General features: G+C 72.2%; 22 protein-coding genes and 1 riboswitch. Of the genes, 9 read left to right on the plus strand and 13 right to left on the minus strand.

Going from position 1 to position 22,351, the window contains the following annotated elements; translation table 11 throughout:
* The first annotated feature begins 81 nt into the window (after positions 1-81).
* The 7 genes from ACFV8T_RS31880 to ACFV8T_RS31910 all read left to right on the plus strand — a co-directional run bounded on the left by ACFV8T_RS31880 (position 82) and on the right by ACFV8T_RS31910 (position 6,343).
* On the plus strand, positions 82-432 hold the full coding sequence (locus tag ACFV8T_RS31880; RefSeq protein WP_385334374.1) for a DUF4190 domain-containing protein: 351 nt from the start codon (positions 82-84) through the stop codon (positions 430-432).
* 212 nt (positions 433-644) lie between these two features.
* Entirely contained in the window at positions 645-1,886 is a 1,242-nt protein-coding gene (locus ACFV8T_RS31885; RefSeq protein WP_385334376.1) for a substrate-binding domain-containing protein, read from the plus strand.
* A gap of 3 nt (positions 1,887-1,889) precedes the next feature.
* Positions 1,890-2,681, plus strand: coding sequence for an ABC transporter ATP-binding protein (locus ACFV8T_RS31890; RefSeq protein WP_385334378.1), 792 nt, complete (start codon positions 1,890-1,892; stop codon positions 2,679-2,681).
* Positions 2,678-3,424, plus strand: coding sequence for an ABC transporter ATP-binding protein (locus ACFV8T_RS31895; protein WP_385334380.1), 747 nt, complete (start codon positions 2,678-2,680; stop codon positions 3,422-3,424). The genes ACFV8T_RS31890 and ACFV8T_RS31895 overlap by 4 nt, the downstream gene beginning before the upstream one ends.
* Complete coding sequence (locus ACFV8T_RS31900; protein ID WP_385334382.1) at positions 3,424-4,311, plus strand: branched-chain amino acid ABC transporter permease; 888 nt, start codon at positions 3,424-3,426, stop codon at positions 4,309-4,311. Before ACFV8T_RS31895 ends, ACFV8T_RS31900 begins: the two co-directional genes overlap by 1 nt.
* Positions 4,308-5,462, plus strand: coding sequence for a branched-chain amino acid ABC transporter permease (locus tag ACFV8T_RS31905; RefSeq protein ID WP_385334384.1), 1,155 nt, complete (start codon positions 4,308-4,310; stop codon positions 5,460-5,462). The genes ACFV8T_RS31900 and ACFV8T_RS31905 overlap by 4 nt, the downstream gene beginning before the upstream one ends.
* Positions 5,459-6,343 (plus strand): alpha/beta hydrolase, encoded by an 885-nt coding sequence (locus tag ACFV8T_RS31910; protein ID WP_385334386.1) that lies wholly within the window; start codon positions 5,459-5,461, stop codon positions 6,341-6,343. Before ACFV8T_RS31905 ends, ACFV8T_RS31910 begins: the two co-directional genes overlap by 4 nt.
* 33 nt (positions 6,344-6,376) lie before the next feature.
* Here the strand turns inward: ACFV8T_RS31910 and ACFV8T_RS31915 are convergent, their stop codons facing one another.
* From ACFV8T_RS31915 to ACFV8T_RS31925, 3 genes are all read right to left on the minus strand, one after another.
* Positions 6,377-8,353, minus strand: coding sequence for a helix-turn-helix domain-containing protein (locus tag ACFV8T_RS31915; RefSeq protein ID WP_385334388.1), 1,977 nt, complete (start codon positions 8,351-8,353; stop codon positions 6,377-6,379).
* A 30-nt stretch (positions 8,354-8,383) separates the two neighbouring features.
* The gene (locus ACFV8T_RS31920) at positions 8,384-9,193 is read right to left on the minus strand and encodes a 3-hydroxybutyrate dehydrogenase (protein ID WP_385334390.1); all 810 of its coding nucleotides are present in this window, start codon (positions 9,191-9,193) and stop codon (positions 8,384-8,386) included.
* Positions 9,194-9,301: 108 nt separating this feature from the next.
* On the minus strand, positions 9,302-10,288 hold the full coding sequence (locus ACFV8T_RS31925) for an aldo/keto reductase (RefSeq protein WP_385334392.1): 987 nt from the start codon (positions 10,286-10,288) through the stop codon (positions 9,302-9,304).
* A 234-nt stretch (positions 10,289-10,522) separates the two neighbouring features.
* Here ACFV8T_RS31925 and ACFV8T_RS31930 point away from each other — a divergent pair, with 234 nt between their 5' ends.
* A complete protein-coding gene (locus tag ACFV8T_RS31930) occupies positions 10,523-11,992 on the plus strand; it encodes a PHB depolymerase family esterase (protein WP_385334394.1) in 1,470 nt (489 codons plus the stop codon).
* A 123-nt stretch (positions 11,993-12,115) separates the two neighbouring features.
* On the opposite strand, the gene ACFV8T_RS31935 is transcribed toward ACFV8T_RS31930, so the two are convergent.
* From ACFV8T_RS31935 to ACFV8T_RS31975, 9 genes are all read right to left on the minus strand, one after another.
* A complete protein-coding gene (locus tag ACFV8T_RS31935) occupies positions 12,116-13,057 on the minus strand; it encodes an urease accessory protein UreD (RefSeq protein WP_385334396.1) in 942 nt (313 codons plus the stop codon).
* Positions 13,054-13,695 (minus strand): urease accessory protein UreG, encoded by a 642-nt coding sequence (gene ureG / locus ACFV8T_RS31940; protein WP_385334556.1) that lies wholly within the window; start codon positions 13,693-13,695, stop codon positions 13,054-13,056. Before ureG ends, ACFV8T_RS31935 begins: the two co-directional genes overlap by 4 nt.
* A gap of 105 nt (positions 13,696-13,800) precedes the next feature.
* Positions 13,801-14,499 (minus strand): urease accessory protein UreF, encoded by a 699-nt coding sequence (locus ACFV8T_RS31945; protein WP_385334398.1) that lies wholly within the window; start codon positions 14,497-14,499, stop codon positions 13,801-13,803.
* Positions 14,500-14,554: 55 nt separating this feature from the next.
* Positions 14,555-16,279 carry an urease subunit alpha gene (gene ureC / locus ACFV8T_RS31950; RefSeq protein ID WP_385334400.1) on the minus strand — a complete coding sequence of 575 codons (1,725 nt, stop codon included), beginning with the start codon at positions 16,277-16,279 and terminating at the stop codon, positions 14,555-14,557.
* Positions 16,279-16,692, minus strand: coding sequence for an urease subunit beta (locus ACFV8T_RS31955; RefSeq protein ID WP_385334402.1), 414 nt, complete (start codon positions 16,690-16,692; stop codon positions 16,279-16,281). Before ACFV8T_RS31955 ends, ureC begins: the two co-directional genes overlap by 1 nt.
* 18 nt (positions 16,693-16,710) lie before the next feature.
* Positions 16,711-17,016 carry an urease subunit gamma gene (locus ACFV8T_RS31960; protein ID WP_385334404.1) on the minus strand — a complete coding sequence of 102 codons (306 nt, stop codon included), beginning with the start codon at positions 17,014-17,016 and terminating at the stop codon, positions 16,711-16,713.
* Between the two features lie 4 nt (positions 17,017-17,020).
* Positions 17,021-18,007, minus strand: a complete 987-nt coding sequence (locus ACFV8T_RS31965) for an urea transporter (RefSeq protein WP_385334406.1) — start codon at positions 18,005-18,007, stop codon at positions 17,021-17,023.
* A gap of 506 nt (positions 18,008-18,513) precedes the next feature.
* Positions 18,514-18,747, minus strand: a complete 234-nt coding sequence (locus ACFV8T_RS31970) for a ferredoxin (RefSeq protein WP_385334408.1) — start codon at positions 18,745-18,747, stop codon at positions 18,514-18,516.
* Positions 18,747-20,207, minus strand: a complete 1,461-nt coding sequence (locus tag ACFV8T_RS31975) for an aldehyde dehydrogenase (protein WP_385334410.1) — start codon at positions 20,205-20,207, stop codon at positions 18,747-18,749. The genes ACFV8T_RS31970 and ACFV8T_RS31975 overlap by 1 nt, the downstream gene beginning before the upstream one ends.
* Positions 20,208-20,432: 225 nt before the next feature.
* Here ACFV8T_RS31975 and ACFV8T_RS31980 point away from each other — a divergent pair, with 225 nt between their 5' ends.
* A complete protein-coding gene (locus tag ACFV8T_RS31980) occupies positions 20,433-21,473 on the plus strand; it encodes an MBL fold metallo-hydrolase (protein WP_385334412.1) in 1,041 nt (346 codons plus the stop codon).
* Between the two features lie 48 nt (positions 21,474-21,521).
* On the opposite strand, the gene ACFV8T_RS31985 is transcribed toward ACFV8T_RS31980, so the two are convergent.
* Entirely contained in the window at positions 21,522-22,091 is a 570-nt protein-coding gene (locus tag ACFV8T_RS31985; RefSeq protein ID WP_385334414.1) for a DinB family protein, read from the minus strand.
* Between the two features lie 105 nt (positions 22,092-22,196).
* A riboswitch (cobalamin riboswitch) is annotated at positions 22,197-22,332 on the plus strand.
* Positions 22,333-22,351 lie beyond the last annotated feature (19 nt).

Below are 22,351 nucleotides of genomic sequence, written 5' to 3' on the forward strand. Positions count from 1 at the left end.
ACATACCCCTCACCGTTCCGACCGAAAGGGCCACAAGCCGCTCCTTATCATGGTCATGACAGCACCGATGGAGAGGAAGTCATGACTGACCAGTCAGGCATTGCGGGCGGCACGGCAGGGACGCAGGCCCCGGGCGGACCGGGATACGGCGTTCAGCCGCCGGCCGGCTACGGGTACCCCGGTGGTGCCCCGCTGCCCAGCGGCAAGGCCACCGCCTCGATGGTGCTCGGCATCCTCGGCCTGTTGCTCATCCCCATCATCCTGCCGATCATCGCGCTGTGCCTCGGCATCTCGGCCAAGCGCATGGCCGACCGCGGCCAGGGCGGCGGTCGCGGCCAGGCGGTCGCCGGCATCGTGATGGGCAGCGTCGGCATCGCGTTCGCCGCGCTCGGCATCTTCGCGGCCACGGTCCAGGGCATCAGCGCGATGTGACGGGCCACCGCCCGCGACGCACGCACCGAGTGCCGGGCCGCGCCGAAGGAACCGTACGATCCGGTTCCCCGGCGCGGCTTTCGCTTTCCGGTCCCATGTGCGGCCGCCACATGCGCACCGCGCCAGGTGGGGTGTCCTGCACCATGTCGACGGCGGCACGGTGTCCATACGGTTCGGCGACATCACATGAACACGCCGAGGAGCCGGTCACCATGCGTCGCAGAGCCACGGGCACCGCCCACCACCGCAGATCCCTCTCCGCCGTCGTCGCGCTGACCGCCGCCGGTCTCGTGCTGACCGGGTGCACCGCCGCCGGGAAGGCGGGCGAGAGCGATTCCGGCGGGGACGCGAAGGGCGGCACCGTCAAGGTCGGCCTGGTGTACTCCCGGACCGGGCTCCTCGCGGACTACGGGAAGCAGTACCGCGACGGATTCATGGCTGGCCTGGACCACGCCACGAAGGGCACCCGCGAGGTGGCCGGGCACCGCATCGAGGTCACCGAGCAGGACGACGCGGGCGATCCGGGCAAGGCGGTCTCCGCGGCCAAGAACCTGATCGGCAAGGGCTACAAGGTGCTGGCCGGCACCACCGATTCCGGCGTGGCGCTCCAGATGGCGCCGCTCGCCGCACAGAACAAGGTGCTGTACATCAGCGGCCCGGCCGCCACCGACGCCGTGACCGGCATCAACGACTACACCTTCCGTTCGGGCCGGCAGTCCTACCAGGACATCCTCACCGCCGGGACGATGCTCGGCGAGGCCAAGGGCAAGAAGGTCACGGTGCTGGCCCAGGACTCCACGTTCGGCCAGGCCAATGTCGCCGCCGTGAAGGCCGTCCTCGGTTCCAGGGGTGCGAAGGTCGGCTCCGTACTGGCTCCGCCCAGCGCCACGGACCTGACCCCGTTCGCCCGGCAGGTGAAGGCGGGCGGACCCGATCTGGTCTTCGTCGCCTGGGCCGGTTCGACCGCGCCGGCGCTGTGGACCGCGCTGGACCAGCAGGGCGTGCTGGGGGCGGGCAAGGTCGTCACGGGCCTGGCCGGAACGGCCTCGTACCCGGTCTTCGGCGACGCCGGTTCCAAGGTGTCGTTCCTGGCGCACTACTTCCCCGGCGCGGGCGGCGGCAACGCCGTGGAGAAGTCCATGCTCGACTCGGTCACGAAGGCCGGCGGCACCCCGGATCTGTTCACCCCCGACGGCTTCACCGCCGCGCAGATGGTGGTGCGCGCCATCGAGAAGGGCGGCGCCACCGACACCGCCGCCATGGTGAAGGCCCTGGAGGGCTGGAGCTTCGACGGGGTGAAGGGCAAGGAGCAGGTCCGGGCCCAGGACCACGCCCTGGTGCAGCCGATGTTCGTCGCGAAGCTCAAGGGGACGGGCGCCGGTGCCCGGCCGGAGCTGGTGTCCACCGCGCCGATGGACGAGGTGGCACCGCCCGCGAAGCCCTCGGCGGGCTGACCGATGGGCGTACCGGACATCACCGCACAGCGCGCGGCCGGTCCACGGACCACCGCCCCGGTGCTCCGGCTGGCCGGACTCGGCTGGGGCGTCGGCGGCGCGACGATCGTCGAGGACGTCGCACTGAGCGTCCACGAGGGCGAGTTCCTGGCCTTCATCGGACCCAACGGGGCGGGCAAGACCTCTCTGTTCAACCTGATCAGCGGGCTGACCGCGGCGACCTCCGGCACCATCGAGCTGGACGGCACGGACATGACGGCCAGTCCCGCGCACGCACGGGCGCGGCGCGGCATCGGCCGCACGTTCCAGACGTCCAGCCTCTGGCCGGCCATGAGCGTGGCCGATCACGTCCGGCTGGCCGCGCAGGCGGCCCGGGGCGGCTCCTTCCGGCTGTGGCGGCGGGCGTCCGCGTACACCGCCGAGGTCGACGGCGTACTGGAACGCACCGGTCTCGGCCACCGGGCGCGGGCGACGGCGTCCGAGCTGTCGCACGGCGAGAAACGGAAGCTGGAGCTCGCGGTGCTGCTGGTGGGCGAGCCGCGGCTGATGCTGCTCGACGAGCCGATGGCGGGAGTCAGTGCGGAGGAGGTCCCCGCGCTGACCGAACTCATCCGCACCCTGCACCGGGACGAGGGCCGCACCGTCCTGATGGTCGAGCACCACATGGACGTCCTGCTGGGGCTGGCCGACCGGCTCGCCGTGATGCACCACGGGCGGCTGCTGGCGCTGGACACCCCCGAGGCAGTGACCGCCGACCCGACCGTCCAGCAGGCCTATCTCGGGGAGGGGCTGTGACGACCGGGACCCTGCTCGCCGTACGGGACCTGCGGGTCCTGATCGGCGGCCGGCACATCCTGCACGGCGTCGACCTGGACGTCGCCCGGCACGGAGTGACCGCGCTCCTCGGCCGGAACGGCGCCGGGAAGACCACGACCGTACGCGGCGTCCTCGGCCTCGTCCCGCGTACCGGCAGCGTGCGGCTGGACGACGAGGAGACCGTGTCGATGCCCACCCACACCGTGGTGCGCCTCGGCATCGGTTACGCCCCCGAGGACCGGGGTGTCTTCGCCTCGCTGACCGTCGCGGAGAATCTGCGCCTGGCCGAGCGGCCCGGCGCGGACGGGCCCGCGTACGCGCTCGTCCATGAACTCTTCCCCGAACTGAAGCGCCGGGAGAGGCAGTTGGCGGGCACGCTGTCCGGCGGGCAGCAGCAGATGGTGGCCATCGGCCGCACCCTGCTCAACGGGAACCGGCTGATCATCGCCGACGAACCCACCAAGGGACTGGCGCCCAAGGTGGTCACCGAGGTCGCCCAGGTGCTGGAGCGGGCCGCCGAGGCGGTGCCGGTGCTGCTCGTGGAGCAGAACCTCGCCGTCGTGCGGCGCCTGGCCCGGCACTGTGCGGTACTCGCCGACGGCCGGACGGCCCACCAGGGGCCGGCCGCCGAGCTGCTGGGCGACGCGGAGACGGCACGGCGGCTGCTGGGTGTCGGACACGGCCCGGCCACCGAAGCACTTTCCGTGGAGGCGGATTCCTGATGTCCACCGTCGTTCTGCTCACCATGACCGGACTCGGTCTGGGAGCCCTCTACTTCCTGATCGCCTCGGGACTCTCGCTGATCTTCGGCCTGATGGACGTGCTCAACTTCGCGCACGGGGCGCTGCTGTCCATCGGCGCGTACGGCACCTGGTGGGCGGCCTCCGGCCATCTGCCCGGCGCCGGTCCGGGCGGGGCGGGCTTCGCCCTCGCGGTCCTGTTCGGTACGGCGGTGGGCACCGCCGCCGCCGTGCTGCTGGAACTCGCCGTCGTCCGGCCGCTCTACACCCGGCCGCGCGAGCAGGTGCTCGCCACGGTCGGGGTGGGGCTCGCCGTCCCGGCCCTGCTGTCGGGCATCTGGGGCTCGGACGCCCGTACCTTCCCGGGCCCGGAGGCGCTGTCCGGCACCTTCGGCCTGTTCGGCGCCCAGGTGCCGGTCAACCGGCTGGTGCTGGTCGCGGCGGCGGTCGTGGTCCTCGTGGCGCTGCGGCTCTTCCTCGGCCGCACCCGGCACGGTCTGGTGGTACGGGCCGGGGTCGAGGACCGGGCGATGGTCACCGCGCTCGGCATCGACGTGCGGAAGGCGTTCACGCTCGTCTTCGCGATCGGCGGCTGCGTGGCCGCGCTCGGCGGGGCGCTCGGCGGCCTGTACTTCGGCTCGGTCGACCCGCGTCAGGGCACCTCGCTGCTGATCTTCGCGTTCGTCGTGGTGGTCACCGGGGGCATGGGGTCGGTGAGCGGCGCCGCCGTGGCGTCCGTCGTCATCGGCCTGGTCCAGCAGTTCGCCAACTACTACACCGCAGCGGGCCTCGGCGATCTGGCGGTCGTCGTCCTGCTCGCCGCGCTGCTGCTCGTACGGCCGCGCGGACTGACCGGGAGGCTCGCGTGAGCACCGCCACCGAGACACACCGCCGCACCGGCGAGGAACACACGGCCGTGCAGGCCCCCGGGAACACCGCCCGGCTGCTGCGCCGCTGGTGGCCCGCCGCCGCACTGCTGGTCCTGGCCCTCGCCCCCTACAGCGCGCTGCCGCTGCCCGGCCTCCTGGACGGTCCGCTCGGCAGCCCGGGAAGTCTCCAACTGCTCGCCACCTGCCTGCTGTTCGGTGCGCTGGCGACCGGGTACGACCTGCTGCTCGGCCGCACCGGGCTGCTCTCCTTCGGGCATGCGCTCTACTTCGCGGCGGGCAGCTACGCCACGAACATGTTCCTGCTGGAGGCGGGCCTCCCGTTCGCCGTGTCCGCGCTGCTCGGCGTCGGCTGCGGGATCGCGCTCGCACTGGTCCTGGGCTCGGTGAGCCTGCGGGTCACCGGCATCGGCTTCTCCATGGTGACGCTGGCGTTCGCCCAGGCGGGATCGATCCTGGTCTCCCGCAACCCCGGCGGACTGACCGGCGGCGAGGAGGGCCGGGCCGCCCCCGCCGAACTGCTGCCGTCCGGGCTCGTGGGCATCGAGCACACCGCGAACCTCTACTGGCTGGCGCTCGCCTATCTGGTCCTCACCCTCGCCGTCGTCCACCGGGCGGTCAACTCCCCCACCGGACGCGTCTGGGAGGGCATCAAGGAGAACGAACGCCGGGTGGAGGTGCTGGGGCTGAAGCCGTACGGGTTCAAGCTCACGGCCTTCGTCCTGGCGGGCGCCCTGGCCGCGCTGGGCGGTCTGGTGCACCTGCTGCTCACCGGCGGCTCGACCCCTCAGACGACCACCTCCGACTTCACCCTCTCCCTGCTGGTGATGGTGGTGCTGGGCGGATCCGGCACCCGGTGGGGGCCGATGGCCGGCGGCATCCTCTACACCTGGGCCGATCACCGGCTCGGAGATCTGGCCGGTTCGGGCGCGGTCGCCGATCTGCCCGCGGTGCTGCGGGTGCCGCTCTCCCAGCCGCTGTTCCTGCTCGGTGTGCTGTTCGTGGCCGTGGTACACCTGCTGCCCGGCGGCCTGGCCCGGCTGCCGTCCCGGCTGAAGGCGGTACGCCGCAGGCCGGCCGCGACCGAAGAACCCACGGACGAGAAGTCCCGGAAGGAGAGCGGACGCCCGTGATCGCTCACGAAGAAATACGAGTCCCCGTGACCGGCGGCGAGCTGGCGGTACTCCGATGGCCGGCCCGGGACCCCGGGGCGCCGGTCGTCCTCGCCCTGCACGGCATCACCGCCAACGCGCTGTCCTGGGGGCCGGTGGCCAGGCTGCTGGACGGGCGCGTCACCCTGGTCGCGCCGGATCTGCGCGGCCGGGCCGGGAGTTCGGCGCTGCCGGGTCCGTACGGGATCGCCGCGCACGCCGACGACGCGGCCGCCGTGGCCGCGGCGCTGGCCCCGGGCCGGGTAGTGCTGGCGGGCCATTCGATGGGCGCGTTCGTGGCGGCGCTGGCCGCCGTACGGCACCCGGACCGGTTCGGGCCGCTGCTGCTGGTCGACGGCGGCATCGGCTTCCCCGCCCCCACCCACCTCGCCCCGGACGAGCTGATGACCGCCGTGATCGGCCCGGCGATGGACCGGCTGTCGATGGCCTTCCCCGACCGGGCGGCGTACCGCTCGTTCTGGCAGGCGCACCCCGCCTTCGCGGACGCCTGGTCGGACGAGGTGGACGCCTACATCCAGCGCGATCTGACCGGGGACGAACCCGCCCTGCGCTCCACCTGCCGGATCGAGGCGGTGCGCACCGACGGCATCGGCCTCTTCGACGAGGAGGTGCTGACGGCGGTACGGAAGCTGCCCGTTCCGGCGACGCTGCTGTGGGCGCAGCGCGGTCTGATGGACGAGGAGCAGGGCCTGTACGACGAGACCCGGCTGGCGGCGGCGGACCTCGGGGGCACGCGGGTGACACCGGTGGCGGTCCGGGGCGTCAACCACTACACGGTGCTGACGGGGGACGCGGGCGGCACGGAGGTCGCGCGCCGCCTGTCGAACCTGGCGGGCGTCTGAGGACGGCCTCCGCCGAGGGCGGCCGGACGGCCTCTACCGTTCCCGGCCGCCCGCCAGCAGATGCAGGCGCAGGGCGAGTTGCAGCTCCAGGGCCCGGCCCGGCTCGTTCCAGTCACGCCCCAGCAGCACCTGCACCCGGTCCAGCCGCTGCACCACCGTGTTGACGTGCACGTGGAGTTCGTCCTTGGCGCGGACGAGACTGCCCCCGGCCCCGAAGTAGGCGCCGAGGGTGCGCACCAGGTGGGTGCCGCGCTGCGCGTCGTACTCCAGCAGCGGCCCGAGCGTCGCCGAGACGAAGCCGTCGACGTCCTGCGCGTTGCCCAGCACCACGCCCAGGAAGCCGAGTTCCTCGACGCAGGCCCCTTCCCCGGTGCGCCCGAGGACCCGCATCGCGCGCAGACAGCGGGCGGCCTCCCCGTACGCGGCGGCCAGCTCCCGGGCACCGCGGGCCGGGCCGGTGGCGGCGACGGTGACGGGGGTCTGGGCGAGCCGGCCGAGCTGGGCCGCCGCCGCGCGGGCCGCGTCGCCCGCGGCCGGTCCACAGTCGCCGGCCGCCACCAGCAGCACCACGCTCCCGGCGTGTTCCGCGCTCACCCCGTGGATGTCCCCGCCGAACAGATAGCGCACCGCGGCGGGGGCCAGCCGCTCCCGGGTCCCGCCCTCGGCCACCAGCAGCAGATGCGGGCGGTCGAGGTCGATGCCCAGGCGCCGGCCGCGTTCGGTGAGCCCGGCCGGGTCGCGGTCCGCGTCGGTCAGCAGATCGGTGATCAGCTCCCCGCGTATCCGGTTCTCGGTCTCGGCGACCGTGCGCCGCAGCAGCAGAAGCAGTCCGGTGACCACCGAGGCCCGCTCGAACAGCCGCCGGTCGGAGTCGTCGAGCTGTCCGCGCCGGTGCAGGACCAGCCCAGCCAGCAGTTCCCGCCCGGCGAGGACCGCGCAGATCCACCGGCCGTCGCGGTGCACGGCGCGGGCGCCGGTACGGGATTCCTCGGCGGTCTCGGCCAGCCAGCCGGCGTCCATGCTGTCGGCGGCGAAGTCCGTGCCGTCGGGCCGGACGGCCGCCAGGGGCCGGCCGCCCGGGTCGTGGATGGTCAGCGGGGAGTCCAGCAGTCCCGCGACCGCCGCCGCGACATCCTTGACGTCCCGGCCGCGCAGCACCAGGTCGGTCAGCCGGTCGTGGGACTCCTCGGCCCGCCGCATGGCCGCCGAATGCGCCCGTACCGCCGCGTTCGCCTCCGCCAACTCGGCGTTGGCCCCGGCCAGTTCGTCCAGCGCGGAGCGGGTGTCGGCGAGCGCGCGGGCGGTGTCGATGGCAATCGCGGCATGCGCGGCGAGCGAGCAGAGCAGCGCGACCTCGTCGGGGCTGAAGACACGGGCCGCGCGGTCGGCGGCGAAGAGGACGCCGATGACCTTCCCCGTGCCGCCGCGGCTGGAGCCGAGCAGCAGCGGCACGCCCAGGATGGCGACGAGCCCGTCGTCCAGCACCGCGGAGTCGATGTTGCGGGTGTGGTGGAAGCGGTCGTCCGTGCGGTAGTCGTGGGTGGCGTACGGGCTCGCGGTCTGCGCCACCAGCCCGCCGAGCCCTTCGCCCAGCTCCAGCCGCAGGCACTGGAAGGGCACCGACACCGATCCGTCGGTGACCCGCATGTAGGTGTCCCCCGCCTCCTCGTCGGGGAGGGTGAGATACGCCGTGTCCGTGCCGAGCAGCATCCGGGCCCGGCGGACGATCGCCTTCAGCACCTCGTCCAGGTCGCGCGAGGCGGCCAGGTCGCCCGCGGTGTCGAAGAGCGCGGTGAGCTGGAGCTCGCGGCGGCGGTGCTGGCGCAGGGCGCCCCTGATCCGCAGGGCGGTGGCGGTGGCCCGCTCCACCTCCGCCAGATCGCCCGCGGGCACCCCGGCGGCACGCGCCCGGGAGGAGACGGCGCCCAGCGCCTCGGCGGGGGCGTCGTCGGCCAGCAGATCGAGCAGGCGGCGCAGATGGGGCGCGGCGGAGGCGGACGGTTCAGACATGGGCGGCCGGCAATCGTAGGGGGCGGGAGGTCAGTTGGCGGTCCAGCCGCCGTCCATGGAGAGCGAGGTTCCGGTGATGTGCCCGGTACGCGGTCCGCAGAGCCACAGCACGGCCTCGGCGACGTCCTCGGGGTCGATCAGCCGCTTGATCGCGCTGCGTTCCAGCATGACCCGGCCCACCACCTCCTCCTCGGAGATGCCGTGCGTACGGGCCTGGTCCGCGATCTGGTTCTCGACCAGGGGGGTGCGTACGTACCCGGGGCAGACGCAATTGCTCGTCACCCCGTGCTCCGCCGCTTCGAGCGCGACCACCTTGCTGAGTCCCTCCAGTGCGTGTTTGGCCGTCACATAGGCCGATTTGTAGGGGCTGGCCCGCAGTCCGTGCACCGACGAGATGTTGACCACGCGCCCCCAGCCGCGTTCGTACATGCCCGGAAGGGTCCGGCGCAAGATGCGGAACGGGGTCTCCACCATGACGCGCTGGATCAGCGCGAAGCGGTCCGGCGGGAATGCGTGCACGGGCGCGACGTGCTGGAGCCCGGCGTTGTTGACCACGATGTCCACGTCGGCGGGCAGGCTGTCCACCGCGTCGGGGACGGAGAGATCGACCACCCACGCCGTCCCGCCGATCGCCTCCGCCAGGCTCTTCGCCGCGTCGGCGGCCTTGTCCACCACGTGCACATGGGCGCCGGCCGCCGCCAGGGTCTGGGCGCAGGCCCGCCCGATCCCGCTCGCGGCACCGGTCACCAGGGCGGTGCGCCCGGCGAGCGGCGGGTCCGCGGGCGGCGGGACGGTGGGCGGGGCGGCGGGCCCGGGGTCCGGGCGCTGAGGAGTCTCCATGGCCGTCACCGTAAGGAGGCCGGAGCCCCCGTCACACGGGGTCGGTGCACACACCGTCGCACCCCGGCGTGGTGGTGGCCCACATGGTGCCGGTCCGGCGGCGGGCCGTCAGTGCGCCGCGTCCAGCGTCGCCCGCTGCTCCGTGGTCAGCTCCAGGTCCACCGCGGCCAGGCTCTCGTCCAGCTGCGCCACCGAGGAGGCGCCGACCAGCGGGACGAACGGGATCTCGCCGCCGATGAGCCAGGCCAGGACCACCTGGTTGACACTCGCCCCGGTCTCCTCGGCCACCGCCCGCAGCGCGGCCTGCCGGGCGCGGGTGCCCGGGTGGTCGAAGTCCGGGCCCAGCGGCTTGTCCGCGCGGACGTAGCCGCCGGACAGCAAGGGCGAGTAGGCGACCGGCACGAGTGCGGGTTCGGCCCGCAGATAGCCGAGCAGGTCCCCGCCGGCCACGCCCTCCTGGCCGTCCGGGGAGAACAGGCCGGGCGAGTCCGTGCGCCGCCGCAGATAGCTGTGGTGGTACTGGAGGACCTCGTAGCCGGGCAGACCGGCGGCCGCGGCGACGGCGCGGGCCCGCTCCACCTGCCACGCCCAGTGGTTGCTCACACCGAGCAGTCCGACGGTGCCCTCGGCGACCAGTTCCCCGAAGGTCTCGACGGTCTCGGCGAGCGGCACATCCCGGTCCTGGACGTGTGCGTACAGCAGGTCCAGCTTCTCCACGCCGAGGCGTTCGCGGCTGCGTTCCGCGGATTCCCGGATCACCTCGGCCGAGAGGCCCACGATGCCCTGGGAGAAGTCGGTGCCGGGGACCTTGGGCCGGGCCCCGAGCTTGGTGGCGATGACGATCCCGTCGCCGATGCCGCGGCTGCGGCGCCAGTGGCCGAGCAGCTGCTCGCTCTCCCCTCCCCTCGTGCCGTCGACCCAGAACGCGTAGTTGTCGGACGTGTCGATGAAGGTGCCGCCCGCCTCCACGTACCGGTCGAGGATCGCGAACGAGGTCGCCTCGTCGGTGAGGGTGCCCATCAGCATGGCGCCGAGGCTGAGCACACTCACCTCCCGGCGGGTGGCGGGGTCCGTGCCGATGGTGCGGTAACGCATGGCGGGTCCTTTCCCGGCGGCCCGTCTCCGTGCGGGCGTCGACCGGGAGTCTGCATCTTGGAGTGCGCTCCAGGTCAAGGGAGCCCCCGAGGCGCAACGGCGGTGCCGCACACAGCCGGGAGCGGGGAGTGTCCGCCGGGCCCATGGGCGCGTGCGCCCCGGCCCTTTAGCGTCCGCCCCACAGTCGCTGCCCGCGCTGTCCGAAGAGCCGGAACAGCCCAACAGGAGGCACCCGTGCGCCCATCGTTCCTGCGACGTCTGCTGCGGCGCGTCGCCTCCACGGCCGCTCTCGCCCTCGTCGCGGCGACGCTGAGCACGGCCGCGGCCGTACAGCCGGCCGCTGCCGCCGGTGGTCTGCAACAGGTCACCGGCTTCGGCTCGAACCCCGGCAACCTCCAGATGTACGAGTACGCCCCCGAGGCCCTGCCCGCGAACGCGCCGCTGGTCATCGCCCTGCACGGCTGCACACAGACCGCGAACGACTACTACACGGCCTCGGGCTGGCCGAAGTACGCCGATCTGTGGCGCTTCGCCGTGGTCTTCCCGCAGACCACGACCGCCAACAACGCGCTGTCCTGCTTCGGTTGGTTCGATCCGGCCGAGGACAGCAGGGGCAAGGGCGAGGCCGCCTCGATCGTGCAGATGGTGGAGTACGCGAAGCAGCAGTACGGCTCGGACGGCCGCCGGGTGTACGTCACCGGCCTCTCGGCGGGCGGCGGCATGACGGCCGACCTGCTGGCCGCGTACCCGGACGTGTTCGCGGGCGGCTCCGTGGCCTCGGGGCTGCCCGCCCAGTGCGCGACGAGTCAGGCGGGCGCGTCCGGCTGCCAGACCGGGCCGCAGAAGCTGACGCCCGCGCAGTGGGGCGACAAGGTGCGCGCTGCCCATCCCGGGTACTCGGGGCCCTGGCCCCGGGTGGCGATCTGGCAGGGCACCTCCGACTACACCGTGTACCCCGCCAACGCCACGGCCCTGCGCGACCAGTGGACGGACGTCTGGGGCATCGGCCAGTCTCCGTCGGCCACGGACAGCCTCCCCGGCAGCACGACGCGCAGCGTGTACGACGACGCCTCGGGAAATCCCGCGGTGGTGACGTACTCCGTCGCCGGCATGGGCCACGGTCTGGCCGTGCGCCCCGGCTCGGGCGCCGAGCAGTGCGGGACGACGGCCGCGTACTTCCTGAACGCCATCTGCTCGACGTACCACACCGGCGTCTTCTGGGGCCTGGACCGGGACGTTCCCGGCGGCGGGGAACAGCTTCCCGCCCCGTCCGGCCTGCGGGTCACGGGCGTCACGGCGGACAGTGTCTCGCTGTCCTGGGACACGGTCGCGGGCGCGGGTTCCTACGCGGTGCACCGCAACGGCACGAAGGTCGCCACGACCGCCGGCACGACGTACACGGACCCGGGTCTCACCGCCGGCACGGCGTACCGCTACACGGTGGCGGCGATCGACGGATCGGGCACGCCCGGCACCGCCTCGCCCCAGGTGACGGCGACCACGACCGGCGACGCACCGGCGCGGTGCTTCACGGCGACCAACTACGCGCAGGTGGCGGCGGGCCGGGCCCGTACCGCGGGCGGCCATGTGTACGCCAACGGCTCCGACGAGAACATGGGCCTGTACAACGTCTTCGTCACCCACACCCTGAAGGAGTCGCCGCCCGGGTACTTCGTGATCGCGGACACCGGGTGCACGGCCTGAGCGGTGTCCGGCGCGAGGGCCCGCCCTGCGCGGTCAGGTCCTGCGCGGTCAGGTCCTGCGCGGTCAGGTCCTGCGCGGTCAGGTCCTGCGCGGTCAGGTCCTGCGCGGTCAGGTCCTGCGCGGTCAGGTCTTGCGCAGGTCCGGGGCCGGGACGCCGATGAGCGACTGCCGCAGGGCGTCCCACGCGGTGCGCATCGCCCGGGTGAGGGCGGGCGGGTCGCTGCCGACGACCCGGACCCAGGCCCCGCAGTCGTCGGGCAGGGTGCTCGCTCCGAAGGCCAGTCCGGTCGGCGCAAGCGCCTCGTGGAGCGTGTCGGCGACCCGGGCCGCGGGGGCGAGCGGGGTGACCGCGTACAGGGTGGCCATCAGGTCGTGGTCCGCGAAGACGGCGGGCCCGGTGACCGGGCCGGGTCCGTGCGGATCGAGGCGGACGGTGTCCACGGCCAGGAGCGTCCCGTCGGGGCGCTGGATCTCCAGGTCGCTGAAGAGCATGCGGTAGGCGTGCCGTTCACCGCGGGCCAGCCGTCCGGCCGCGATCGTCTCGCCCAGCAGCACGGTGGCGGTCGGGTCGACGGTCACCCGGGTGTGCTGGTAGAAGCGGGCGTCCCGGTAGGGGATCAGGGAGTCCGGCAGGTATTCGACGTAACTCCCCTCGCCTGCCGTGAGGTTGACGATCTGGGTCGCGTGGTCGAACTCCATCCGGTGCACCTTGGTGGCGGCCTGCGTGGTCAGGTGGACCGAGGTGCCGGGGCCGCAGTCGATGTCGATCCGGTTGCGGTCGGCCTGGATGACGCCGCCGCCGGTCGACATCAGATAGGTCACCGGGAGGTCGGGCCGCGCCGGGTCGATGTACAGCGGGCGCATGATCTGCAGCGGTGACTTCTGGTACCGGTCGACGAGCTCGGTCCGCCCGCCCACCCGCACGTAGCGCAGTTCGAGCAGACCGACCTTGCCGGGGCGCCCGGCGGCCAGGGTGTCCGGGGTGCCGGTGAGGTCGAGCATCCGGGCCGGTACCCGACGGGGTTCGTAGTGCGCGGGATCCAGCCGCGCGGGCGCCTCGGTCATGCGGAAGCCGTCTCCTGGGCGGCTTCGTGGGACAGGAGGAAGTCGGCGATGGTGCCGAGGCCCTCTCCGGTGAGCGAGTTGGTCAGCACCACCGGCCGGCCGTCCCGGACGCGGTGGGCGTCCGACTCCATGACACCGAGATCGCACCGCACATAGGGGGCGATGTCCACCTTGTTGATGACGAGCAGTTCACACTCGGTGATGCCCGGACCGCGCTTGCGCGGCATCTTGTCGCCCTCGGCGGTGTCCAGCACGAACAGGAACAGGTCGACCAGCGCGGGGCTGAAGGTGAGGGTCAGGTTGTCCCCGCCGCTCTCGAAGAGCAGGGTGTCCACTTCCGGGAAGCGCTCCAGGAGTTCGTCCGCGGCCGCCTGGTTCATCGTCGGGTCGTCACGGACGGCGGTGTGCGGGCAGGCCCCGGTCTCCACGCCGACGATCCGGTCCGCGTCGAGGATTCCGGCCAGGGTGCGACGCACATGCGCGGCGTCCTCGGTGGTGAAGATGTCGTTGGTGATGACGGCGGGGGTCCGGCCGCGTTCGATCAGCACCGGGACGAGCGCCTCGATCAGGGCGGTCTTGCCGGAGCCGACCGGTCCGGCGACACCGACGCGCAGTACGCCGTCCTTCGGCCGCCGCATGAGCTCGTCGTGGTCGTGGTGGTGGTGCCTGGCCTGCATGGGGTCGTGCATGGTGATCCTGTCCTGGTGGTGTAGGTGCGGTGGAAGGGGTACGAGGGACAGCCCTTAGCTGGCGAACAGCCGTGCCTCGGCGCGCTCGTGGCGGCCGGCCATGACGTCCGCCACCGGGACGCAGCCGCCGATGTCGGCCGGTTCCCGCCCCAGGGCCGCGTCGACGGTCTCCTCGATGACCGGCGCGGCCCCGTGCAGGACGACCTGCGCGCGGCGGTGGTCGGTCAGCCGCAGCCGCATGGCGGCCCCCACGAAACTGGCCGCGAAGGCGAACAGTTCGCAGGTGACCGCCTGGCGGACGGGCAGCCCGTTGCCCGCGTGGACGACGGCGGCGACGACCGGCTGGCAGCCGCGTACGGCGCCGTCCCGGTAGAGGCCCCGGTACCGCTCGATCGGCTCGGTGCCGTACACCTCGCCGGCCAGGTCCAGCAGCTGCCGCCCGGTGCGGACGGCGGCCTGCCGGGCCTCCCGGCCCAGTTTGGTGGCGTGCAGCCGTTGCTCCACGGCCACCACCTGCGCCCAGTCGTCGGCGGTGACCGCACGGTGGGCGAGCGCGAGGGCGGTGGCGTCGGCCGGACCCACGCTGTGGCGCAGCAGGTCGTGCAGGAGCGCCGGCAGGCCGGACGGGGTGACCGCGCGGGCCTGCTGGAAGCCCTCCAGGCCGTGGGAGAGGGTGTAGTAGCCGCTGGGGAAGGCCGAGTCGGTGAGCTGGAGCCCGGTCAGCAGGGCGGGGATCGGTATCGGGTCGTTCACACCGGGGTTTCCGTTCGGGCGGGTCGTCGGACGACGTCGTGCGTTCGGGCCGTCGTCAGACGATGTAGAAGAGGTGGTTGAGCGGGAGCCGCTCGGCCGGCTCGATGGTGGCGGGCTCTCCGTCGACGGTGACCTTGTACGTCTCCGGGTCCACCTCGATGCGCGGCAGCGCGTCGTTGCGCACCATGTGCTGCTTGCCGATGGTCCGGCAGCGCTGCACGGGTTCGATCCGCCGTTGCAGCCCCAGCTCCTCGGGGACCCCGGCGGCGATGGACGCCTGCGACATGAACGTCACCGAGGTGCGCTGCTTCGCGCGGCCGTGGGTGCCGAACATCGGCCGGTAGTACACCGGTTGCGGCGTCGGCAGGGAGGCGTTGGGGTCGCCCATCAGGGCCCAGTTGACCATGCCGCCCTTGATGATCAGCTTGGGCTTGGCGGCGAAGGAGTGGATCGGCCAGAGCACGATGTCGGCGAGCTTGCCGGGCTCCAGGGAGCCGATCACGTCCGCGGCGCCGACCGCCGTCGCGGGGTTGATCGTCAGCTTGGCCAGGTAGCGCAGGACCCGCGCGTTGTCGTTGCGGGAGCTGTCCTGCGCCAGCGGACCGCGCATCTCCTTGCAGTGGTGCGCCGTCTGGAAGGCGCGGACGAAGGACTCGCCGACCCGGCCCATGGCCTGGGAGTCCGAGGAGAAGATGCTGATGACCCCGAGGTCGTGCAGCACGGTCTCGGCCGCGATCGTCTCGGCGCGGACCCGGCTGTCGGCGAACGAGACGTCCTCGGGGATGTCCCGGGACAGGTGGTGACAGACCATCACCATGTCCAGCAGCTCGTCCACCGCGTTGACCGTGTACGGCAGGGTCGGGTTGGTGGAGGCCGGCAGTACGTTGGCCTCGCCCGACACCCGGATGATGTCGGGGGCGTGGCCGCCGCCCGCGCCCTCGGTGTGGAAGGTGTGGATGGTCCGGCCGTCGATCGCCGACAGGGTGTCCTCGTAGAAACCGCCCTCGTTGAGGGTGTCGGTGTGGATGGCCATCTGTACGTCGTGCTCGTCGGCGACCCGCAGCGCGGTGTCGATCGAGGCGGGGGTGGCGCCCCAGTCCTCGTGCACCTTCAGCCCGGCGGCCCCCGCCTCGACCTGCTCGCGCAGTGCCTCGGGCAGGCTGCCGTTCCCCTTGCCGAGCAGCCCCACGTTGACCGGCAGGTCCTCCACGGCCTCCAGCATCCGGTGGATGTTCCAGGGGCCGGGGGTGCAGGTGGTGCCGTTGGATCCGTCGGTGGGGCCGGTGCCGCCGCCGAAGAAGGTGGTGATGCCGTTGGACAGGCCCTCCTGGGCCTGCTGGGGCGCGATGAAGTGGATGTGCGTGTCGACGCCCCCGGCGGTGGCGATGAGGTGCTCGCCGGATATCACCTCGGTGCCGGGGCCGATGACGAGCTTGGGGTCGACGCCGCTCTGGAGGTGCGGGTTCCCCGCCTTGCCGACGCCGACGATCAGGCCGCCGCGGACCCCGATGTCGCCCTTGACCACGCCGAGGACCGGGTCGAGGACGACGACGTTGGTGATGACGAGATCCAGGGCGCCCTCGCGGTTGAGCGCGGACGGGTCCTGGGCCATGCCGTCCCGGATGGCCTTGCCACCCCCGTAGACGGCCTCCTCCCCGTAGGAACCGGCGTTGTGGTCGTACTCGACCTCGACGATCAGGTTGGTGTCGGCCAGGTGGAACCGGTCGCCCACGGTGGGACCGAACAGATCCGTGTACTGCTTGCGCGGGATGATCGCCATCAGGCCCGGTCCCCTTCGTTCTCGGTCTCGGTGCTGTCGGCGTCGCAGTGGACGAAGCCGAGTTCCGCGGCGCGGCGGAGTGCGTCGCGCCGGGTGTCCGGGGCGGACAGGCCCCCGTTGACGAGTCCGGCGAAGCCGGTGAGCCGGCCGGTGCCGGCGAAGGCGCACAGCTCCACCTCGCGGGTGTCGCCCGGCTCGAAGCGCACGGCGGTTCCGGAGGGGATGTCCAGGCGCATGCCGTAGGCGGCCTCGCGGTCGAAGCGCAGCGCGCGGTTGATCTCGAAGAAGTGGTAGTGGGAACCGATCTGGACGGCACGGTCACCGGTGTTGGCGACGGTGAGCCTGGTCCTGGCCCGGTTGGCGTTGATCTCCACGGGGTCGTCCCCGTAGAGGTAGTGGGCTCCGCCCGACATCTGTGTCTCCTCGGTCTTTCAGGCGCTGATCGGGTCGTGGCAGGTGACCAGCTTCGTCCCGTCGACGAAGGCCGTCTCGACCTGGAGGACGGTGAGCATCTCCCGTACGCCGGGCAACACGTCGTCGCCGGAGACGACCCTGCGGCCCAGCTCCATGCATTCGGCGACGGTGTGGCCGTCGCGGGCGGCCTCCAGGACGGCCTCGGTGATCAGGGCGGCGGCTTCGCTGTAGTTGAGCTTCGTTCCCCGGTCGCGGCGGCGGCGGGCCAGGTCCGCGACCACGTAGACATGGAGTTTGTCGATTTCCCGCGGTGCGAGGTTCATGACGTCACGTCTGCTTTCTCGAAGGTGCTTGTCCGAAGGAGAGCCCGGGGCGGCCCAGAGCCGGACCGGCCGCCAGGAAGAGCCAGGTCGTCACGGTGAACGGCCAGGTGAAGGGGGTTGTGCCGAACGACTGGGCGAAGGCTTCCCAGGCGGCGGCGAAGGGGACCGAGGCCACGACCGCGAGCGCGGCGTACCCGGCGGTCCAGGGGGTGAGGGTCAGGAAGGTGGCCGCCAGCGCAATCGCGCAGAGCACCGCGTTGTAGCCGTACAGCCCTTCGGTGATCCGGTCGGCGGGCAGCCCCGTCGCGCAGGCGGTCAGCAGGGCGACGGCGCTGGCGCCCACCGCCGCGAGGGCCGCGATCCGGGAGGCGACGAGGAGCCCGGCGAGCAGGATCAGGCCGGCGTACCACTTGTCCAGGAAGAAGATCTGGCCGATGTTGTTGCAGAGCGCGCGTCCGGCCTCCGCGGCCGTCAGATCGGTGAACCCCGGGACGCGGGCGGCCGCGCCCGCGGTGACCGGGGCCTTCGGCAGCGCGATCGTCAGGGCGCTGACGACCAGGCAGTAGGGAGCCGTCAGTACGGGCAGCCCGAGCGGGGTGAGGAGGCGGCCGGCGGCGGCGCTCAGCACCGAGCAGACCGCCGCGCCGAGCACGGCCAGCACCGCGGTCTGCCAGGAGGCACCGAGCCGCACGACGAGGGCGATGCCGGTGAGGCAACCGCAGTAGCCCTCAAGCCCTTTGCCCACACCCTGCCGGTCGGCGCCCAGCAGGACCGCCGCACCGGCGGACGAGGCGGCGCCGAGCAGTCCGTACACACCGATCCGCCATCCGCCGACGAACAGCGCGACGGTGAACAGCAGTCCGGCCCATGGGCTGGAGGTGAGTGCGACCTGGGCAATGCCGCGCAGTTGTACGAGTCCGGCACGGGGAGAGACCCAGTCCTGTGCCTGCACCGCCTGTTCCGCCTGTTCCGCCTGTTCCGCTGCAGGCATGCCTTCTCCTTTGAGGACACAGCGAATGAGGACATGACGAATTCACCCGGATCTCCCGTATCCCGGAAGATCGGGTCCTTGATCAACAATCTGTCGAGACGGTACGCCCGGTAACAACACGGAAACAGCACCAAGAGAAAACACTTGAAGTGAGCAGACAGGCACGCTCAGCCATGCTCGCTGATCAACGCGGCATCGGGCGACGGATTTCGCCCCGTCGCCCGCATGAATCTTGGTCAGAGGTTGAACATTTCGTACCTGTCATTTGACCGAACGAGGCAGCCGCACCCACGCATGGCATACCTTCCACACAGACCGGAAGCCGGAGAGGTCGCGAATACCCGGAACGCTTGCGTGTAGCACACACGAATAAATTCCAACAGGAAACAGATGCATAATTTTAGGTATATGGGAGATTTCCCGGGCACGGAACGGCGGGAGGGCTCACAGGCCTCTCCCGCCACCCACGACCGACCGACTCCCCTTCCGACTCCGCCGGACGGGCCCTAATCCTCCGGCGGGAAGACGACTTCCCCCGAGCCGGTCAGCGTGATCGTGATCGCCTCGACCGGGCACTCCTCGGCAGCCGCGAGGACCTTCTCGTCGGCATCGGTCTCCGGGGCCGACGGGCGGGACTGCCGGGCGGTGTCCAGCGCGAAGCGGCCCGGCGCGTGGTTCACACACATCCCGGAGCCGATGCAGACTCCCCGGTCGACCTCCACGGCCCAGCGGTCCCCCATCACGCCCCCTCGTATCCGGCCGGCAGGTGGATCATCTTGTGCTCGAAGTACTCGCCGTACCCCTCGGGGCCGAACTCCCGCCCCAGTCCTGAGTTCTTGTACCCGCCGAACGGGCCGAGCATGTCGAGGCTGAAGGTGTTCACGCTGTACGTGCCCGTCCTGACCCGGCGGGCGATGTCGATGCCGCGTTCGGTGTCGGCGGTCCAGACGCTGCCGCTGAGGCCGTACTCGGAGTCGTTGGCGATCCGTACCGCCTCGTCCTCGTCGCCGTACGGCAGCAGGCAGATGACGGGGCCGAAGATCTCCTCGCGGGCGATGCGCATGGAGTTGTCGACGTCCCCGAAGAGGGTCGGTTCGACGTACCAGCCCCGTTCCTGGGAGGCCGGACGGCCGCCGCCGGTAAGGATCTTGGCGCCTTCGTCCTGACCGATCCGGATGTAGTCGAGCGAGCGCCGCTGCTGGCGCTGCGCGACGAGGGGGCCGAGTTCGGTGGCGGGGTCGAGCGGATCGCCGACCTTCAGCGCACCGGCCGCGGCGGCGAACGCCTCGGCCGCCTCGTCGTAGCGGGAGCGCGGGACGAGGATGCGGGTCTGGGCCACGCACGCCTGGCCGTTGATCATCCAGGCGAAGGGGACGATGCCCGCGACGGCGGCGTCCAGATCGGCGTCCGGCAGGATGACGGCGGCGGACTTGCCGCCCAGCTCCAGGGTGACCCGGGTGAGGTTGCGCGAGGCGACCTCCATCACCCGGCGCCCGGCGGCCACGGACCCGGTGAACGACACCTTGTCGACGCCGGGATGCCCGACCAGGTACTCGCTGACCTCGCGGTCGGCCGGAAGGATCGACAGCACGCCCTCCGGCAGCCCGGCCCCGGCGGCGATCTCGCCCAGGATGTAGGCGTCCAGCGGGGATTCGGGCGAGACCTTGAGCACGGCGGAGCAGCCGGCCAGCAGCGCGGGCGCCAGCTTGGCGGCGGCAGTGAACTGCGGAACGTTCCACGGCACCACGGCCGCGACCACCCCGACCGGCTCCCGGCGCACCAGCAACGGCCCGAGCGCCCCGGCCCGCCGCTCCTCGTACGGGAACTCGCGGGCGACGGTGATCGCCGAGTCCCACACCATCATCGCGGCCAGCGCCTGCACCATGATGCTCGACGTGTACGGGGTGCCGTTCTCCGAGCTGATGACCCGGGCGATCTCCTCGTACCGCACGGCGAACGCGTCCTTGATCCGGGTGACCACCGCGATCCGCTCGTCCGGGCTCATCCGCGCCCAGGGCCCCTCGTCGAACGCCCGCCGCCCGGCGGCGACGGCCCGGTCCACGTCCGCCTCGCAGGCGTGCGGCACCCGGCCGATGACCTGTTCGGTGTGCGGCGAGACAACCTCGATCGTGTCCCGGCCCAGCGGATCGACCAACTCCCCGCCGATGAACAGTTTTCCGTGTTCGACAAGCTCGGTCATGGCTGCTGCCTCCCGCGGCCCGGCGCGTTGCCCGAATCGGTATCCGACTCGACATCTGACTCTGTGTCAGAACTGATACCAGTTCCAGTTCCAGGAGTCCACGGCCGCGACAGCACCCCGGACGAGATGGTCGACCAGGGCTACTACTGGAACAAGTTCTCGTTACAGTGGGGGCGGCGCATCGGAGCCGCAGAGCCGCACGCCGTCTGGAGAGATGGGGACCTCATGACGCAGGTGACCGACCACGGTGGGGGCGTGCACAGCATCAAGGTGCCCATCCCGGACAATCCACTCGGCCATACCCTCGTGCACGTCCTGGACACCGATCGGGGACCGGTCCTGATCGACACCGGATGGGACGATCCCGAGGCGTGGGACACGCTCGGTGCCGGGCTCGCCGCCGTCGGTACGGAGATGGCCGACATCCACGGGGTGGTCATCACCCACCACCATCCCGACCACCACGGGCTCTCCGGGCAGGTGCGCGAGGCCTCCGGGGCCTGGATCGCCATGCATGCGGCGGACACCGCGATCGTGCGCCGTACCCGGGAGTCCGAACCCGGCAGGTGGCTGACGTATCTCACGGCCAAGCTCACCACGGTCGGTGCGCCCGAGGAGCATCTCGCGCCGTTGCGGGCCGCCGCGGCCGGCGGGGGGCGGACGCGTACATTGCCGGGGTCGCGGGCCGCGCTGCCGGACCGGGAGATCGTGCCCGGTGAGCTGCTCGATCTGGCGGGGCGCAGGCTGCGGGCGATCTGGACGCCGGGGCACACGCCGGGGCATGTGTGCCTGCACCTGGAGGAGGAGCATCCGGGGAATCTGCCGGGCCGGGGACGGCTCTTCTCGGGGGACCACCTGCTGCCGGGGATCAGTCCGCACATCGGGCTGTACGAGGACCCGGACGACGCGACGGTCACCGACCCCCTCGGCGACTACCTCGACTCGCTGGAGCGCATCGGCCGGCTCGGGGCCGCCGAGGTGCTGCCCGCGCATCAGTACGCCTTCACCGACGCGGCGGGACGCGTACGGGAGCTCCTCGGCCACCACGAGGAGCGGCTGACCGGGCTGCTGGGACTGCTGGCGGAGCCGCTGACGCCGTGGGAGCTGGCCGAGCGGATGGAGTGGAACCGGCCCTGGGCGCAGATCCCGCACGGCTCCCGGAACATCGCCGTCTCGGAGGCGGAGGCGCATCTGCGGCGGCTGGTGAAGCTCGGGCGCGCGGAGGCGGTGCCGGGGAGCGAGCCGGTGACGTACATCGCAGTGTGAGGCGGGGCGGGCGGGCCGCCCCGCACGGTTCAGCTCACCGGCCGGAGCTCACTGGCCCACCCGTCCGTCGATGCACTCGCGCAACAGGTCGGCCTGCCCGCAGTGCCGGGCGTACTCCTCGATCCTGTGCACCAGCAGCTCCCGGACGGAGATCTTGTCCTTGCCCAGCCGCTCACCCAGGTCCGGGTGCCCGGCCAGCGCGGCGTCGGTCGCGGCCTGCTCGCGCCCCAGATCGGCGTAGGCGGCGTCGACCACGGCCTGATCGGCGACGGCTCCGTCGAAGTCCGCGTCACGCTTGCCGTACAGCTTGGGCAGCGGTTCGCCGTCGGTGATCCAGTTGCGCCAGTCCCGTTCCACCTCGGCGAGGTGGCGCAGGAGGCCGAGCAGCGACAGCGTCGACGGCGGGACCGACCGGCGGGCCAGCTGCTCCGCGTCCAGGCCGTCGCACTTCATCCGCAGGGTCAGCCGGTAGTCGGTCAGATACTCGGCGAGCGTCGCGAGCTCGCCCTCCGGGCTCGTGCCCTCCTTGCTGCGGGGGTCGTCGTCCGGGTCCGCCCACATGTCGGGGTAGACGGTCGCCTGGGTCCAGCGTGCGGGTTGATCGCTCATGCGGGACATGGTCGTCCGTTCGGGGCCGAACTCGCCAGTGAGTTTCCCCCGTTGCCCGCCAGTGGGTTCTCCGCGTCGCCGGCGGGCCGAAGCCGCCCCGGGCCCGGCCGGGGCCGCCCGGTAGAGTGTGCGGGTCGTCATCATGCCCGTTCAGGGGGAAGCCGGTGCGAATCCGGCACTGACCACGCAGCCGTGAGCCGTCGTCGCAGACGGTGAGTCGGAATGCCCTGTCCGCGGTCGTGACCGGCTCGGACCACCGGACCCACCGG

The sequence above is a fragment of the Streptomyces sp. NPDC059832 genome (assembly GCF_042731715.1).
Classification (GTDB): Bacteria; Actinomycetota; Actinomycetes; order Streptomycetales; family Streptomycetaceae; genus Streptomyces.

Coding starts and splice junctions, on each gene's coding strand:
- ACFV8T_RS31880 (WP_385334374.1), top strand. CDS start 82: ATGACTGACCAGTCAGGCATTGCGGGCGGCACGGCAGGGACGCAGGCC.
- ACFV8T_RS31885 (WP_385334376.1), top strand. CDS start 645: ATGCGTCGCAGAGCCACGGGCACCGCCCACCACCGCAGATCCCTCTCC.
- ACFV8T_RS31890 (WP_385334378.1), top strand. CDS start 1,890: ATGGGCGTACCGGACATCACCGCACAGCGCGCGGCCGGTCCACGGACC.
- ACFV8T_RS31900 (WP_385334382.1), top strand. CDS start 3,424: ATGTCCACCGTCGTTCTGCTCACCATGACCGGACTCGGTCTGGGAGCC.
- ACFV8T_RS31915 (WP_385334388.1), bottom strand. CDS start 8,353: ATGTCTGAACCGTCCGCCTCCGCCGCGCCCCATCTGCGCCGCCTGCTC.
- ACFV8T_RS31920 (WP_385334390.1), bottom strand. CDS start 9,193: ATGGAGACTCCTCAGCGCCCGGACCCCGGGCCCGCCGCCCCGCCCACC.
- ACFV8T_RS31925 (WP_385334392.1), bottom strand. CDS start 10,288: ATGCGTTACCGCACCATCGGCACGGACCCCGCCACCCGCCGGGAGGTG.
- ACFV8T_RS31935 (WP_385334396.1), bottom strand. CDS start 13,057: ATGACCGAGGCGCCCGCGCGGCTGGATCCCGCGCACTACGAACCCCGT.
- ureG (WP_385334556.1), bottom strand. CDS start 13,695: ATGCGGCGGCCGAAGGACGGCGTACTGCGCGTCGGTGTCGCCGGACCG.
- ureC (WP_385334400.1), bottom strand. CDS start 16,279: ATGGCGATCATCCCGCGCAAGCAGTACACGGATCTGTTCGGTCCCACC.
- ACFV8T_RS31955 (WP_385334402.1), bottom strand. CDS start 16,692: ATGTCGGGCGGAGCCCACTACCTCTACGGGGACGACCCCGTGGAGATC.
- ACFV8T_RS31960 (WP_385334404.1), bottom strand. CDS start 17,016: ATGAACCTCGCACCGCGGGAAATCGACAAACTCCATGTCTACGTGGTC.
- ACFV8T_RS31965 (WP_385334406.1), bottom strand. CDS start 18,007: ATGCCTGCAGCGGAACAGGCGGAACAGGCGGAACAGGCGGTGCAGGCA.
- ACFV8T_RS31970 (WP_385334408.1), bottom strand. CDS start 18,747: ATGGGGGACCGCTGGGCCGTGGAGGTCGACCGGGGAGTCTGCATCGGC.
- ACFV8T_RS31975 (WP_385334410.1), bottom strand. CDS start 20,207: ATGACCGAGCTTGTCGAACACGGAAAACTGTTCATCGGCGGGGAGTTG.
- ACFV8T_RS31980 (WP_385334412.1), top strand. CDS start 20,433: ATGACGCAGGTGACCGACCACGGTGGGGGCGTGCACAGCATCAAGGTG.
- ACFV8T_RS31985 (WP_385334414.1), bottom strand. CDS start 22,091: ATGTCCCGCATGAGCGATCAACCCGCACGCTGGACCCAGGCGACCGTC.